Source organism: Agromyces sp. H66, from assembly GCF_004959775.1.
Classification (GTDB): domain Bacteria; phylum Actinomycetota; class Actinomycetes; order Actinomycetales; family Microbacteriaceae; genus Agromyces.
Genome location: NZ_SJZG01000003.1, coordinates 219,303 through 232,202, shown reverse-complemented (window position 1 = coordinate 232,202; position 12,900 = coordinate 219,303). Strand labels below are relative to the sequence as shown.

Below are 12,900 nucleotides of genomic sequence, written 5' to 3'. Positions count from 1 at the left end.
GTCTTCCACGTTCAGCGCGCCGATCGTCGACGTGCCGCACCGGCCTGTCGAGGACGAGTCACCCACCCGCGGTCGCACGCCCGGCGACGTGGTGGTCGACCAGGTACCGGGCGATCGCGATCGACGACGTGGCGGCCGGAGACGGCGCATTGCGAAGCAGCGTCACGGGGCCGACCTGGTCGACCGCGAAGTCGTCGAGCAGCGACCCGTCGCGACCCCAGGCCTGCGCCCGCACGCCCGCGGCCGTCTTGGCGACGAGGTCGGAGCCGCGCAACTCGGGCACGAAGCGTCGCGCCTTGCGCAGGTACCGGGACTTGATCAGCGACGCACTGATCTCATCGACGCCCATGCGCCAGTGCTGCCTCGCGAGGGCGCCGGCCCCCGGCCAGGTCAGCGACGCCCACGTGTCGCGCGGCGAGACCGCGAGCCACCGGTAGCCCTCCCGCGCGAGCGCGGGCACGGCGTTCGGCCCCACGTGCACGTCGTCGTACACGCCGCGGGTGAAGTGCACGCCGAGGAACGGGAATCGCGGATCGGGCACGGGGTAGATCATGCCGTTCACGAGATGGGTGCGGTCGGGTGCGAGCTCCCAGTACTCGCCCCGGAACGGGAGGATCTTCGGCGACGGGTCGGCACCCGCCATCCGCGCCACGACGTCGGACTGCAGGCCTGCGCACGCGATGACCCGGTCGAACACCTGCTCGGAGATCTCGGTGCGCAGCCGCACGCGACCGGTCTCGAGGTCGAGGCCGACGACCTCCTGGCCGAGGCGGATGTCGCCGCCGGCGGCGCGGACATCCTGCGCCATCGCCTCCGTGATCTCGACGTAGTCGACGACCGCCGTGTGCGGGGAGTGCACTGCGGCCACGCCCGCGACATGCGGTTCGATCTCACGCAGCCGCGCGACGTCGTCGATCCGGGCGAGTCCGGGCACGCCGTTCGCGACCGAGCGCCGCTCGATCTCGGCGAGGGCGGGAAGCTCGGACTCGTCGACGGCGACCACGAGCTTGCCGATCTCGCGGTAGGGGAGCCGCTTCTCCTCGCAGAACTCCCGGATCGCGACCCGGCCCGCAGCGCAGAGCTCCGCCTTGAGCGAGCCGGGCCGGTAGTAGAGACCCGCGTGCACGACACCGGAGTTGCGGCCGGTCTGGTGCTCGGCGAGTCGCCGCTCCTTCTCGAACACGGTCACGTCGCCCATCCCGCGTCGCGCGAGCTCTCGGGCCAGTGCGATGCCGACGATGCCGCCGCCGATGATCCCGATGCGCTCTGCCGTCACACCCTCCAGCATCCCGGCGACGTGCGGCCGGGGCAATGGCTCGCGGCACGCGGCATCCGCGGTTCAGTTGCTCGTCAGTCGGGTTCGCACGTCCCTGCCGAGCCGGGCGAACCGTTCGCGCTCCTCGGCGTCGTAGCCGCCATCGGCGACGGATGCCTCGAGCCGATCGAGTTGCGACCGGATCGCCGATCGCCGCTCGGGCTGCCGCACGCACTCGGCGAGCTCCTCGAGCATCTGGAAGAGGCGAGCCGCCACGTCGGGGTCGGAAGCGCCATAGCGCCGGGGCTGCTCGACGGCGAGCTCGAGGAGGTCGACGAACTCGTGCTGCGACTGCACCAGCCGCGGCATCCCGTGCTCGTCGGCGAGCGCCGGCGGCTCGGGGGGCATCCGGTCGAGTTCCGCGAGCACGGCGGAGATGTGGCTGAGGGCATGCACGGCCGTGGTCGGGTCGTTGACCCCGGGCGACAGCGCCCGCACCGCGATGTCGACGAGTTGACGCAGGCCGAACCCGACGTCCTGGGTGGGCGTGCGCTCGTAGCCGATGCGAACCGCGCCGCCCAGCCGGTCGTCGACCTGTCGCAGCGTGTCGGGACCGAGCAGGGTTCGGGGCTCGCGCGCCCACCACTCGAGCATCGGGCGGCCTTCGATCACGCTCGACCCCACCGTGCGGAGCTCGCGCACCACGAGGTCGTGCTCCGCGGCGACCTCGAGGATCGCGTTCCGGTCGACGCCCGTGACGAACCCCGAACGCGACGCGAGAACGCTCCGTGTGCCGACGGCCGGTGCGTCCGGCACGCGGTCGGCGGCCGTGTGCGGCGTCTCGGCGGCGAGCCGGATCGTGCGCTGCGTCTCCTCGTGCACGTCGCGAAGCATGGTCTCCACGCGCAGCTGCCGTGCCAGGTGCGCCAGGAAGAAGGTGAGCATGATCACGCTCGCGAGCGTGAGCATCGAGGCGATGGTCACGCCCATGCGCGGCACGAACGGCTCGCCGTCGGCGTCCGAGACCGTCCGCAGCACGGCGAGGGAGTAGGCGAAGGTGCCGAGGAACAGCGCCAGCGTCGCGTGCACCATGCGGTCGGACGCGAACATCCGGAGCAGGCGTGGCGAGGCCTGGCTGCTGGCGAGCTGCAGCGCGACGACGGTCAGCGAGAAGGTCAGGGAGGTCGCCGTGATGAGCGATCCCGCGATCGCCGAGAGCACGGCGCGGGCGGCTTCCGTGCCGCCGCTGAAGAGCACGGCGGTCACGTTCTCGGGCAGCGACTCGTCGACGGCCCGATCGAGCTCGGGGATCGCGATGCCGAGCACGACGCCGGCGATGACCGCCGCCATCGGGATCGGCCACAGCCGGGACGCGATCGCCTCGGACCACACGGCCCACCGTCGACGGAATCCGTTGTCGCTGTTCGCTGCCATGCGTGCCCCCGCCTTCCACCGTAGTCGCGGCGGGGCCGCGCGGGCGAGGCGGTCGCCGGGTCGACGAGGTCGGTTTGCGTCCCGGTCGATGGCGCGCAAGGCTGGAACGATGGGTTCGAGCTGGCAGTCCTGGTCCGCCTTCGCGATCGCGCTGGTCGCCGTCGTGGCCGCGGTCCTCCTGCTCTCGTGGACGGCGTCGGCCGTCGTCCGGGCCATCGCCCGGCGCCGCGACTGGGCGGCGATCCTGATCGACCGCGTCCGTTGGCCGTTCCGGACGGTCCTCCTCGTCGTGGGGCTGTGGGTCGCGGTCGCGGTCGCGTTCCGCGACGCCGAGTGGCGAGGGCCGGTCGACCATGCGTTCCTCATCGCGCTGATCGCGGCGGGTGCCTGGCTGGCGTGCCAGGCGTTCCTCTTCCTGGCCGACCTCGGCGTCCGCCGCTACGACATCGACGTCGCCGACAACCGCGTCGCGCGGCGCGCCCGCACACAGCTGCAGATCATCCGACGCCTCGTGGTCGTCATCATCGTGGTGCTCGCGATCGGCGTCATCCTGTTCACGTTCGAAGGCGTGCGCGCACTCGGCGCATCGGTGCTGGCATCGGCCGGCGTCGCATCGATCGTGGCGGGCCTCGCGGCGCAGTCGGTGCTCGCCAACCTGTTCGCGGGTGTGCAGATCGCGTTCAGCGAGGCGATTCGCGTGGATGACGTCGTCGTGGTGGAGGGCGAGTGGGGGCGCGTTCGCGAGATCACGCTCACGTACGTCGTGGTCGTCACCTGGGACCAGCGCACCGTGGTGCTCCCGTGCACCTACTTCACGACGCGGCCCTTCGAGAACTGGACCAGGTACGGAAGCGCACTCATCGGCGCCGTCGAACTCGATGTCGACTGGCGGGTCTCCACCGGCGAGATGCGCGGTGAGCTCGACCGCGTGCTCGCGGGCACGGAACTCTGGGATGGGCGAACCTCGGTGCTCCAGGTCACCGACGCGACCGGCGGCCACGTGCGCGTGCGGGTGCTCGTGAGCGCGAACGATTCCGCTGCGCTGTGGGACCTGCGCTGTCTGGTGCGCGAAGCGCTCGTGGACTGGATCAGCAGGACGGACCGGGCGGCGCTTCCCCGACAGCGCGTGCTCGTCGGCAGCGGCGCAGCATCACACGAGGCGGAGCTGCGACGGATGACCGGCGGAACCTCGACCCGCACCGAAGGCGAGCCGGGGCAGGCCGACACCGCGCGAGCGGGCCTGTTCTCGGGCACACGCGACGCCGAAGAACGCGCGTCGGAGTTCACGCAGGCGGTGCCGGTGATGACCCCCGACGACGTCGAGCTCGCCCGAACCGACGACGAGCGCCATCGCGGCAGGGGCGAGGACGGCTGAGGTCCGCGGTCGCTACGCCTCGACGAGCGCGCGCCGCACGACGCTCGTGAAGAACCCGAGCCCGTCGACGCCCGAACGCATGGCCGCGGCGGTGTCGGGGCCGAAGCCCGGCTCGACCGCGTGCTCGGGATGCGGCATCAGGCCGACGACGTTGCCGCGCGCGTTCGTGATGCCCGCGATGTCACGCAGCGATCCGTTGGGGTTCACGTCGACGTAACGGAACACGACGCGACCCTCGCCTTCGAGCCGGTCGAGCGTCTCCTCCGAGGCGATGAACCCGCCCTCGCCGTTCTTCAACGGGATCGTGATCTCCTGCCCCTGCTCGAACCCGGTCGTCCAGTCGGTCGACGAGCTCTCGACGCGCAGCTTCTGGTCGCGGCAGATGAAGGTGCCGTGGTCGTTGCGGATCAGGCCGCCCTCGAGCAGGTGCGCCTCGGTGAGCATCTGGAAGCCATTGCAGATGCCGAGCACGGGCATGCCCTTGTTCGCGGCATCCGTCACCTCGCTCATGATGGGGCTGAGCGAGGCGATCGCGCCGCAGCGCAGGTAGTCGCCGTAGCTGAATCCGCCGGGCAGGATGAGGGCGTCGACGCCCTCGAGGTCGTGCGAGCCGTGCCAGAGGGCCACCGGCTCGGCGCCCGCGAGCCGTACCGCGCGCTGTGCGTCGCGGTCGTCGAGCGAGCCGGGGAAGGTGATGACGCCGATGCGCATGTCGGCCCGCCTCAGTGCGTCTCGCCGGCGGGCGCGACGTAGCCCTCGTCGGCGTGCTCGGCCGCCGACTCGAGCGATTCCTCGGCGAGTTCGACGTTGGACTCCACGTAGTGGATGCCGACCACGTCTTCGATGACCGAGTTGGAGAGGATCTCCTCGGCGATCTGCTTCACGCCGGCGCGCAACTCGTCGTCGACGGGTCCGTCGACGGTGAGCTCGAAGCGCTTGCCGATGCGCACACCGGTGAAGCCGGTGTGTCCGGTGCGGGCGAGGGCTCCGGCGACGGCCTTCCCCTGGGGGTCGAGCAGTTCGGCCTTGGGCATCACGTCGACGACGATGGTGGGCACCGAGGTTCTCCGTCCGGTGTCGAGGGGTGGATGCCTCGATTCTACCGGGCACCGGCGGGCCGATCGTCGCCCGCCGTAGACTGCCTGCGTGGCGGTCCCATCGGGTGTGCGGGAACGGCTCTCGGCGGCGGACGCGTCGAACGTCGTGCTCGACGCGCCCGACCAGGTGAACGCGTTCCTGATGGCCGGAATCCTCGCGCCCGGCGGGCCGATCGGAGCCGACGGCGCGGCCGATCCGGCGGCGCTGCGTGTCGCGCTGGCCGCGCGCATCCCCTCGGCGCCGCGGCTCTCGCAACGCGTCGTTCGCGACGGCCGCCACCTCGTGTGGGAGGCGACGGAGCCCGACCTCGACCGCCACGTGCGGCTCGTCGCGCCGGTCGACGGCCGCGCCGGATTCGAGGCGCTGTGTGCTCGGCTCACGGTCACCCCCTTGCCGCTGGACCGGCCGCTCTGGGAGGTGCTCGTCGTGCCCGGCGTGGCGCCGGCACGCGTGGGCTTCGTGCTCCGCATCCATCACGCGGTGGCCGACGGACTCGCCGCGGTGCGGCTGGTCGGGGACCTGCTGCGAGCCGACGAGGCGCAGGCGATGACGGATGCCGCCGCGGCATCCGTCGGCCGTGAGGCCGCTGCATCCGGCTCCGGCGAGCCGTCCGGCCCGACGCGGCGCGGCATGCGAGCCCGACTGGAGACGCTCGCATCGGGCGTGGAGCGAACGGTCGCGGTGTTCCGCCGGGCGGTGCCCCGCACCGTGCTGCTGGGGCCGATCGGTCCGCGGCGCGGCGTCGCCTTCGTCGACGCGCCGCTCGAGGCGCTCGCCGCGGGCGCGGCCACGGCGGGAGCGACCGTCAACGACGCGCTGCTGTCGGCCGTGGCCGCGGCAACCGAGGCGACGCTCCGAACCCGTGCCGAGCCCGTGCCGCCGACGCTGCCCGTGAGCGTGCCGGTGGCGCTCGGTCGACGCCGCGGGTCGGGGAACGCCGTGGGGGTGATGCTCGTGCCGCTGCCCACCGGCGAGGCGGATCCCGCGCGCCGGCTGCGCCGCATCGCCGAACTCACCCGCGAGCGCAAGGGCGACGCCCGCGCGCGCGGCTCGCTGGAGCTCACCAGGTCGCGGTTCGGCACCCGCCTCTTCAAGCGCCTCGTGCGGTACCAGCGCTTCATCGTCATGTTCGTGACGAACGTGCCGGGGCCGCGGCATCCGCTCGCCCTCGCCGGAGCGCCGCTCGAGCGCGTCTGGCCGCTCGCCGCGATCCAGGGCAACGTGCGGCTCGGGATCGCCGCGCTCTCCTACGACGGGATGCTCGGCTGCGCCGTGCACTGCGATGCCGACGCCGTGCCGGCCGAGGTGTTCGCGAGCGCCCTCGGGGAGGAGTTCGACCGCATCGCCACGCTCGCGTGACGAGGCGGCGGCTCGTCGCGGCGGCGTACCAGCGGACGCCTCAGCGGCGGCGAGTCAGCGGCGACGCGCGAAGAGCGCCTTCAGGACGGCGCCGACCCCCACGAGGGCGGCCGCGCCGACCGCGATCACGAGCGCCGGGTTCTCGCGGTACTTCGCCTTCACATAGGTGACGCCGTCGTCCGCGGCCTCCCTGGCGTTCTCCAACGCCTCCTTCGCCTGGGTCGTCATCTTGTCCATGGCGTCGGCGGCCGCGGCTCGCACGTCCTCGACGGCCTCCGCCGCGGCGTCCTTCGCCTGCGCCGCGCCGTCCGAGAGCGTGTCGGCGGATTCGGCGGCGGTGCCGCTCACGATGTCGGAGAGGTCCTCGACGGCCTCGCTCGTGGTCTCCTTCGCCCGTTCGGCGGCCTCACGTGCGGCCCGGGTCGCGTCGTCGATGGTGCGGTCCGTGTCGGTCATGGTTCCACCCTTCCTCGTACGATCCGGTCATGGTACGCGCGCAGCCCGGATGCCGCCCGAACCGACGGCCGGGGGTTGCCAGAGGGGCCCTCGGGCTGGTAGTTCCCGGGTGCGGGTGGCGCGGTGGCGCGAGTTGAGGCCATCCGCACCGGTTGCCGGCTCCAACGGTGCGGATGGCATCGTCTCGATTCGCGGATGCGGGCCGTACGCTTACGCCAGCCCGGCCGCTCGGTCAGTACCGTGCGCAGGGTGTCCCGCGCGGCCGCGAGGCCGCGAGCCCGCGGTGCACCTCCTCGACGCTCGTCGAGAGCGCCCTCGAATCCACCGGGCGCTCCGACACCGTGCCGCCCGACCGGATGAGGTCGTCTCAGGTTCGCCCGTCGAGCCGCCGGAGCGCGTCCGAGAACGCGCCGGCGTCGTCGCCGAGTCGGCCGAAGAACGCGCGGTCGGTCGCCTCGACGGCCGCGTTCGCGCGGTTCGCCAGGTCTGCCCCCGCGTCGGTGGCCGACAGCGCCCGGGCTCGTGCGTCTCGCGGGTGCGGGGCCCGGACGACGAGGCCCTTCTCCTCGAGGGTGCGCAACACCTGGGAGGTCATCATCCGGTCGGTCCCCGCGTGTTCGGCGAGATCGGCCTGGGTGACGGGTTCGTCGGCCTCGAGCCAGGTGAGCGAGGCGAGCAGCACGAACTGCACATGGGTGAGCTCGAACGGGGCGAGCGCGTGGCGCTGGGCCGACTGCCAGGCGTTCGTCACCCGCCAGAGCAGCAGCCCGGGGCTCGCGGAGGCGTCGTCGAACTCGGTCGAGAGTCGGCGTCGCTTCACCGCGCTGCATCCCTCATCGCGTCGACCAGCACCGCCGCGTCGGCGTCGTCGAGCGGCACCAGTCCGCGGCGCAGGAGATGGCCCCAGTTCGGTCGAGCGGTGAGGGCGAGCCGGTCGCGCACCACGTCCAGGGCGACGGGCGCGGCATCCGTCCATTCGACCCGCCGCCGGAACGGGCGGAAGTCGCCCTCGTCCGCCTGCCAGATGACGTCGTCGGCGATGCGGCCGATGGCGGTGAAGTGCCGGAGCGGCACTCCGTCGCCGAGGCGCTCGGTCGGCGAGTAGTAGGCGATCGTGTCGCCGGCGTGCATCCGAGCGAGACCGGCTCGCCTGCCGTGGCCGATCTGCGCGATGCCGAGCGAGACCCCCCTGCGCACGTGTTCGGCTGACGCGACACCCAGCCAGGCGCTCACGACGAGCTGCCGGTGGTGTGCGAGGACGCGGGCTGCGCATCCGCCTGCGAGCGGACCGGTGCAGGTTTCGACGACTCCGCCGCCTCGACGAGCGCCACGAGCCGGTCGAGATCGGCCTGCACGCTGTCGCGGAATCCGCCGCCGAGGATGGCGGCCCAGAGCGGGGCGAGCCGGCCGTCGACGGTGACGAGCACGCGCAGTACCGTCTCGCCGCCCACGGCTTCCGCCGTGTGCTGGAACACCAGTCGCGCGCCCGGGAATCGGGCGGTATCGGTGTACTCCCGGCCCGGGGTGCAGGCGCTGACGGTGAAGCGGGTCCTGGGGCCGCCCTTCGGCTTCAGGACGCCTCGTGCTCCGGTGGCGACCGGGCCCTCGACGCGGGCCCATTCGGTGTCGGGCGACCACTCCGACCAGGTGTCGTGGTCGATCCACCGTGCGAAGAATCCGTCGGCAGATGCCGTCGAGGTCGCGCTCCCCGTTGCGAGTGTTCTCATGAAGTTAGTATGCGCGCATACTAACTTCAGGTCAACCCGACCAGCCCGACGCGACCCGGTCGCGCCTACGCCAGCCCGGCGCGCTCGGTGAGCACCGTCCGGAGCGTGTCCCGGGCGGCCGCGAGCCCGCGGTGCACCTCCTCGAAGCTCGTCGAGAGCGGCGAGAGCCCGATTCGCAGGCCGCCGGGGTCGCGGTAGTCGGGGATCACGTCCTGCTGCCACAGCCGCGCCGTGACCTCCCGCATGGCGGGGTGCTGGAGCGTCACGTGCCCGCCGCGCTCGGCGGGGTCCAGCGGCGACGCGAGCGTCACGCCGAGCGGGGCGAGCCACTCCTCGGCGACCGAGACCGCGAACTCCGTGAGGGCGACGGATTTCGCGCGGATGGCGGGCATGCCCGCCTCCTCGATCATCGCGAGCGTCTCCTGCATCGCGAGCATGCCCACGATGGGCGGCGTTCCGCTCAGGAAGCGACGGATGCCGCGCGCCGGCACGTACTCGGGCCCCATCGCGAACACGTCGGCGGTGCCCATCCAGCCCTGGATCGGCTGTTCGAGCACCTCCTGCAGGTCGTCGCGCACGTACGCGAACGCCGGAGAGCCCGGACCGCCGTTCAGGTACTTGTAGGTGCATCCGACGGCGAGGTCGAACCCCCACAGGTCGGCCTTCACGGGCACCGAGCCCGCGGAATGGCAGAGGTCCCACATGACGAGGGCGCCGGCGTCGTGCGCGATGCGCGTGAGCTCGCGGGCGTCGGCGAGGTACGCGGATCGGTAGGCGACGTGGCTGATGACCACGAGGGCCGTCTCGGGTCCGGCCGCCTCCGCGAGGTGCTCGCTCGTCACGCCGCCGGCGGTGTCCGCCTCGATCCACCTCAGGCGCATGCCGCGCTCGCGGGCGATGCCCTCGAGCACGTACCGGTCGGTGGGGAAGTTGTCGCTGTCGACGACGATCTCGCGGCGATCGGGATCGCGCAGGAGCTGCGCGTCGACGGCCGCGCGCGCGAGCTTGTAGAGGAGCACGGTGGTGGAGTCGCCGATCACGGTCTGCCCGGGCTTGGCCTCGATGACGGCGCGGCCGATGAGGTCGCCGATCTCGAACGGCAGCTGCATCCACGATTCATCCCAGCCGCGGATGAGGCGCCCGCCCCACTCCTCGCGCAGGAACCGCTCCATGCGTTCGATCGCCGACAGCGGCGGGCGGCCGAGCGAGTTCCCGTCGAAGTAGACGAGGTCGGTATCGGCGCCCGCGAATCGCTTGCGGTAATGCGCGAGCCCGTCGGCGCGGTCCATCCGGCGGGCGTAGGCGAGATGCGGGTCGTGGGTCACAGGGCCTCCAGTTCTTCGGCCGGCACGAGGCACGCCGAGGCGAGCCAGCCGGCGAGTCCGTCGAGCGTCGTGGGGGGTGCGCCGGGCACGAACGTCGCGACGGCGTCGTCGCGCTCGCCCCGCGGCCACGGGTCGCAGATGGCGTCGAGCACGGCGGATGCCTCGAGCCCCGCCTCGGTGAGCAGGGCGACCTCGGCTGGGTTCACGCCGAGCGGCTGGTCGCCGTTGCCGAGATCGGTGCCGTAGAGCACCCGCCCGCCCGCGGCACGGAACCGGCGCAGGTTGTCGATCGCGAGGTCGCGCTCGGGCGACGGCTCGCCGTGGCTCGTGACGAAGAGCGTCGAGATCCACCGCTGCCCGAGGGCCGCGGCGCGCGCGACGAGGTCGTCGTCGATGCGCTCGGTGAACGGCGTGTGCGCGAGCGCGTCGACGCCCGCCTCGATCGCGAGCCGCGTCATCCCGTCGCCCTCGACGTGCGCGACGACGGGCATGCCGCGTCCGTGCGCCGCGGCGACGACCGCGTCGAGCGTCGCCCGGTCGAACACCGGGCCCGCGGCGGCGTTCAGCGCGACCTTGATGACGGATGCCCCGAACGCCCGCTGCTCCGACACGGCGGTCTCGGCGGGGCCGGGCAGCGACCCCCGGCCGTCGCCCGTCGCGGCGGAGACCTCGCGCGTGCAGCCGGCGACCGCCCATGGACGCCCGGCCGGGTATCCGCCGGGCGCCGTGAGGAATGCGCCGGCGAACTCCACGTGCGGCAGGCCGTCGTGGGCACGCCGTGCCGTCAGGAGGTCGAGCGGTGCGCCGAGGTCGACGACGCCCGCGAGCGCGGTGTCGGCCAGCGCATGCGCCCCGACGATCATGAGGTGCACGTGGTGGTCGACGAGGGGCGGCAGCCGCGTGCCGGTGTCGCCGGGGTGCTCCCCGTTCAACGAGCGCCGAACGGGCTCGGCGAGCGGGCCGAGGTCGAGCCCGCCGACCGGCTCGGGGACCGAAGGGTGCTCAGCGTGCGGCATCCGTCATCCCGGGATCTCGGTGCGCACCGCGTAGAGCTCGGGAAAGAAGGTGAGCTCGAGCGCACGCTTCAGGAACGGCGCGCCGCTCGACCCGCCCGTTCCGGTCTTCATGCCGATGATGCGCTCGACGGTCTTCAGGTGTCGGAACCGCCAGAGCTGGAAGTTGTCCTCCAGGTCGACGAGCTCCTCGCAGGTCTCGTACGCCGACCAGTGCTCGTCGGGGTTCCGGTAGATCGACGCGAACACCGGGACGAGCTCGGGACGGAAGGTCCACGCGAGCGTCACGTCCCGATCGAGCACCTCGGCCGGGATCGGATACCCGGCCCGGGCGAGGAGCCGCAGGAACTCGTCGTACACGCTCGGCGACTCGAGCGCGTGCCGGAGGATGGCGGTGGCCGCGGCATCCGACTCGAAGATCTGCATCATCTTCGCGTTCTTGTTGCCGAGCACGAACTCGACGGCACGGTACTGGTACGACTGGAATCCGCTGGCGTTGCCGAGCACGCCGCGGAACTGCGCGTACTCGGTGGGGGTGAGGGTCGCCAGCACCGACCACTGCTCGGTGAGCGTCTTCTGGATGTGCTTCACGCGCGCGATGCACTTCAGCGCCGGTGCGAGCTCGTCGGCGCGCATCAGGTCGCGCGCGGTCTCGAGCTCGTGCAGCACGAGCTTCAGCCAGAGCTCGGTGGTCTGGTGCTGGATGATGAACAGCAGCTCGTCGTGGTGCTCGGGCCGCGAGATCGGTCGTTGCGCCGCCAGCAGGGTGTCGAGGTCGAGGTAGCCGCCGTAGCTCATGCGGTCGCTGAAGTCGGTGACGACGGATGCCTCGATCCGACGTGTGTTCTCGGCGACGGGGCGCTCGTGCTCATCGGGGTCGGCCACGCGTTCAGCCTAGCCGCGCGGCGCGACGGCGCATCGTGAGGGCGGATGCGCACGGCGCCGGATGCGCACGGCGCCGAAGGTGCGGCGGGCGCCCCCAGGCCGGTCGGACCGGCCCGCCACCCGCCGCACCGAAACCCCCTCCCCCGAGGGGCCGTCATCTGCCGCGTCGGTGATTCGGAGATGACCCTCCGAATCATACCCGACCGACCGGATAAGGTGAATGCGTGAACGCGGCCGTGTCGTCGCGGCGTGATGCCCGACGAAACCACGAGAAGCTCCTCGTCGAGGCGAGGAAGCTCTTCGCCGAGCGCGGCGTCGAGGCGCCGCTCGACGAACTCGCCGTCCGGGCGGGCGTCGGCGCGGGAACGGTGTATCGCCACTTCCCGAACAGGGACGCCCTGGTGCGCGAGCTCTACGACCTCGGCGTCGGCGAGTTGCGCGACCTCGCGCCCGAGATCCTGGCCGCGGAGACCGGATGGCGATCGGTCGAGCTCTACCTGGAGCGTCTCGCGGAGTGGCTCGCGAACGCGCCGTACGTTCCGGCCGTCATGCGGCGGATGGGCGAGATCGACCCCGACTACCGGCCCGGCGCCGAGTTCGCCGAGCCGATCGATGGCCTCGTCGAGCGAGCGCAGGCCGAGGGATCGCTCCGCCCCGATGTCACGGCGGTCGACCTCGCCGTGCTCGTCGACATGCTCGGCTCGCTCGGCCAGTACGGCGGCACCTACCTGCCGTACTGGCGGCGACAGCTCGCGATCGTGCTCGACGGCCTGCGCGCGCGGCCCGACCTGACGCCGCTGCCCGGCGCGGGGCTCGACTTCGACACCTTCCACGACATGTCGCACCGGAAGGGCCCGCGCCCCGCCCCGGGGGCCTGACCGGCTCCCGGCCGACGCGATCCGGGGACCCATGCCGCCCGATTCTGCGGATATACGATCGGACACCCCGCGCCGGTGCGGCGGACCGCGGCGCG

Annotated in this window: 14 protein-coding genes; 3 read left to right on the top strand and 11 right to left on the bottom strand. The window is 72.4% G+C overall.

All coding sequences use genetic code 11. From position 1 onward, the window contains the following. Positions 1 to 58: 58 nt before the first annotated feature. Positions 59 to 1,276, bottom strand: coding sequence for an L-2-hydroxyglutarate oxidase (gene lhgO / locus EZM51_RS06925; protein ID WP_169053812.1), 1,218 nt, complete (start codon positions 1,274 to 1,276; stop codon positions 59 to 61). Positions 1,277 to 1,339: 63 nt separating this feature from the next. After that, complete coding sequence (locus EZM51_RS06920; RefSeq protein WP_136707512.1) at positions 1,340 to 2,689, bottom strand: DUF2254 domain-containing protein; 1,350 nt, start codon at positions 2,687 to 2,689, stop codon at positions 1,340 to 1,342. A gap of 109 nt (positions 2,690 to 2,798) precedes the next feature. Here EZM51_RS06920 and EZM51_RS06915 point away from each other — a divergent pair, with 109 nt between their 5' ends. Next, positions 2,799 to 4,064 carry a mechanosensitive ion channel domain-containing protein gene (locus EZM51_RS06915; protein ID WP_136707511.1) on the top strand — a complete coding sequence of 422 codons (1,266 nt, stop codon included), beginning with the start codon at positions 2,799 to 2,801 and terminating at the stop codon, positions 4,062 to 4,064. Positions 4,065 to 4,076: 12 nt separating this feature from the next. On the opposite strand, the gene purQ is transcribed toward EZM51_RS06915, so the two are convergent. Both purQ and purS read right to left on the bottom strand, forming a co-directional pair. Beyond that, the gene (purQ, locus tag EZM51_RS06910) at positions 4,077 to 4,775 is read right to left on the bottom strand and encodes a phosphoribosylformylglycinamidine synthase subunit PurQ (protein ID WP_136707510.1); all 699 of its coding nucleotides are present in this window, start codon (positions 4,773 to 4,775) and stop codon (positions 4,077 to 4,079) included. Positions 4,776 to 4,786: 11 nt separating this feature from the next. After that, positions 4,787 to 5,122 carry a phosphoribosylformylglycinamidine synthase subunit PurS gene (gene purS / locus EZM51_RS06905; RefSeq protein ID WP_136707509.1) on the bottom strand — a complete coding sequence of 112 codons (336 nt, stop codon included), beginning with the start codon at positions 5,120 to 5,122 and terminating at the stop codon, positions 4,787 to 4,789. 88 nt (positions 5,123 to 5,210) lie between these two features. Between purS and EZM51_RS06900 the strand changes: the two genes are divergently transcribed. After that, complete coding sequence (locus EZM51_RS06900) at positions 5,211 to 6,521, top strand: wax ester/triacylglycerol synthase domain-containing protein (protein ID WP_248305504.1); 1,311 nt, start codon at positions 5,211 to 5,213, stop codon at positions 6,519 to 6,521. 54 nt (positions 6,522 to 6,575) lie between these two features. Here the strand turns inward: EZM51_RS06900 and EZM51_RS06895 are convergent, their stop codons facing one another. From EZM51_RS06895 to kynA, 7 genes are all read right to left on the bottom strand, one after another. Then, on the bottom strand, positions 6,576 to 6,977 hold the full coding sequence (locus EZM51_RS06895; protein WP_136707508.1) for a hypothetical protein: 402 nt from the start codon (positions 6,975 to 6,977) through the stop codon (positions 6,576 to 6,578). Between the two features lie 367 nt (positions 6,978 to 7,344). After that, positions 7,345 to 7,797 (bottom strand): MarR family transcriptional regulator, encoded by a 453-nt coding sequence (locus EZM51_RS06890; protein WP_136707507.1) that lies wholly within the window; start codon positions 7,795 to 7,797, stop codon positions 7,345 to 7,347. After that, the gene (locus tag EZM51_RS06885) at positions 7,794 to 8,210 is read right to left on the bottom strand and encodes an EVE domain-containing protein (protein ID WP_136707506.1); all 417 of its coding nucleotides are present in this window, start codon (positions 8,208 to 8,210) and stop codon (positions 7,794 to 7,796) included. The genes EZM51_RS06890 and EZM51_RS06885 overlap by 4 nt, the downstream gene beginning before the upstream one ends. Beyond that, complete coding sequence (locus tag EZM51_RS06880; protein ID WP_211195838.1) at positions 8,207 to 8,704, bottom strand: SRPBCC family protein; 498 nt, start codon at positions 8,702 to 8,704, stop codon at positions 8,207 to 8,209. Before EZM51_RS06880 ends, EZM51_RS06885 begins: the two co-directional genes overlap by 4 nt. 65 nt (positions 8,705 to 8,769) lie before the next feature. Continuing rightward, complete coding sequence (locus EZM51_RS06875; protein WP_136707739.1) at positions 8,770 to 9,993, bottom strand: aminotransferase class V-fold PLP-dependent enzyme; 1,224 nt, start codon at positions 9,991 to 9,993, stop codon at positions 8,770 to 8,772. Between the two features lie 32 nt (positions 9,994 to 10,025). Continuing rightward, positions 10,026 to 11,045: a hypothetical protein gene (locus EZM51_RS06870; RefSeq protein ID WP_136707505.1), complete on the bottom strand. Its 1,020-nt coding sequence runs from the start codon at positions 11,043 to 11,045 to the stop codon at positions 10,026 to 10,028. A gap of 3 nt (positions 11,046 to 11,048) precedes the next feature. Then, positions 11,049 to 11,927, bottom strand: a complete 879-nt coding sequence (gene kynA / locus EZM51_RS06865; RefSeq protein WP_282568133.1) for a tryptophan 2,3-dioxygenase — start codon at positions 11,925 to 11,927, stop codon at positions 11,049 to 11,051. 224 nt (positions 11,928 to 12,151) lie between these two features. On the opposite strand from kynA, the gene EZM51_RS06860 reads away from it, so the two are divergent. After that, positions 12,152 to 12,805 (top strand): TetR/AcrR family transcriptional regulator, encoded by a 654-nt coding sequence (locus EZM51_RS06860; RefSeq protein WP_136707504.1) that lies wholly within the window; start codon positions 12,152 to 12,154, stop codon positions 12,803 to 12,805. Positions 12,806 to 12,900: the final 95 nt, after the last annotated feature.

Coding starts and splice junctions, on each gene's coding strand:
- EZM51_RS06920 (WP_136707512.1), bottom strand. CDS start 2,689: ATGGCAGCGAACAGCGACAACGGATTCCGTCGACGGTGGGCCGTGTGG.
- EZM51_RS06915 (WP_136707511.1), top strand. CDS start 2,799: ATGGGTTCGAGCTGGCAGTCCTGGTCCGCCTTCGCGATCGCGCTGGTC.
- purQ (WP_136707510.1), bottom strand. CDS start 4,775: ATGCGCATCGGCGTCATCACCTTCCCCGGCTCGCTCGACGACCGCGAC.
- EZM51_RS06895 (WP_136707508.1), bottom strand. CDS start 6,977: ATGACCGACACGGACCGCACCATCGACGACGCGACCCGGGCCGCACGT.
- EZM51_RS06880 (WP_211195838.1), bottom strand. CDS start 8,704: ATGAGAACACTCGCAACGGGGAGCGCGACCTCGACGGCATCTGCCGAC.
- EZM51_RS06875 (WP_136707739.1), bottom strand. CDS start 9,993: ATGGACCGCGCCGACGGGCTCGCGCATTACCGCAAGCGATTCGCGGGC.
- EZM51_RS06870 (WP_136707505.1), bottom strand. CDS start 11,045: ATGCCGCACGCTGAGCACCCTTCGGTCCCCGAGCCGGTCGGCGGGCTC.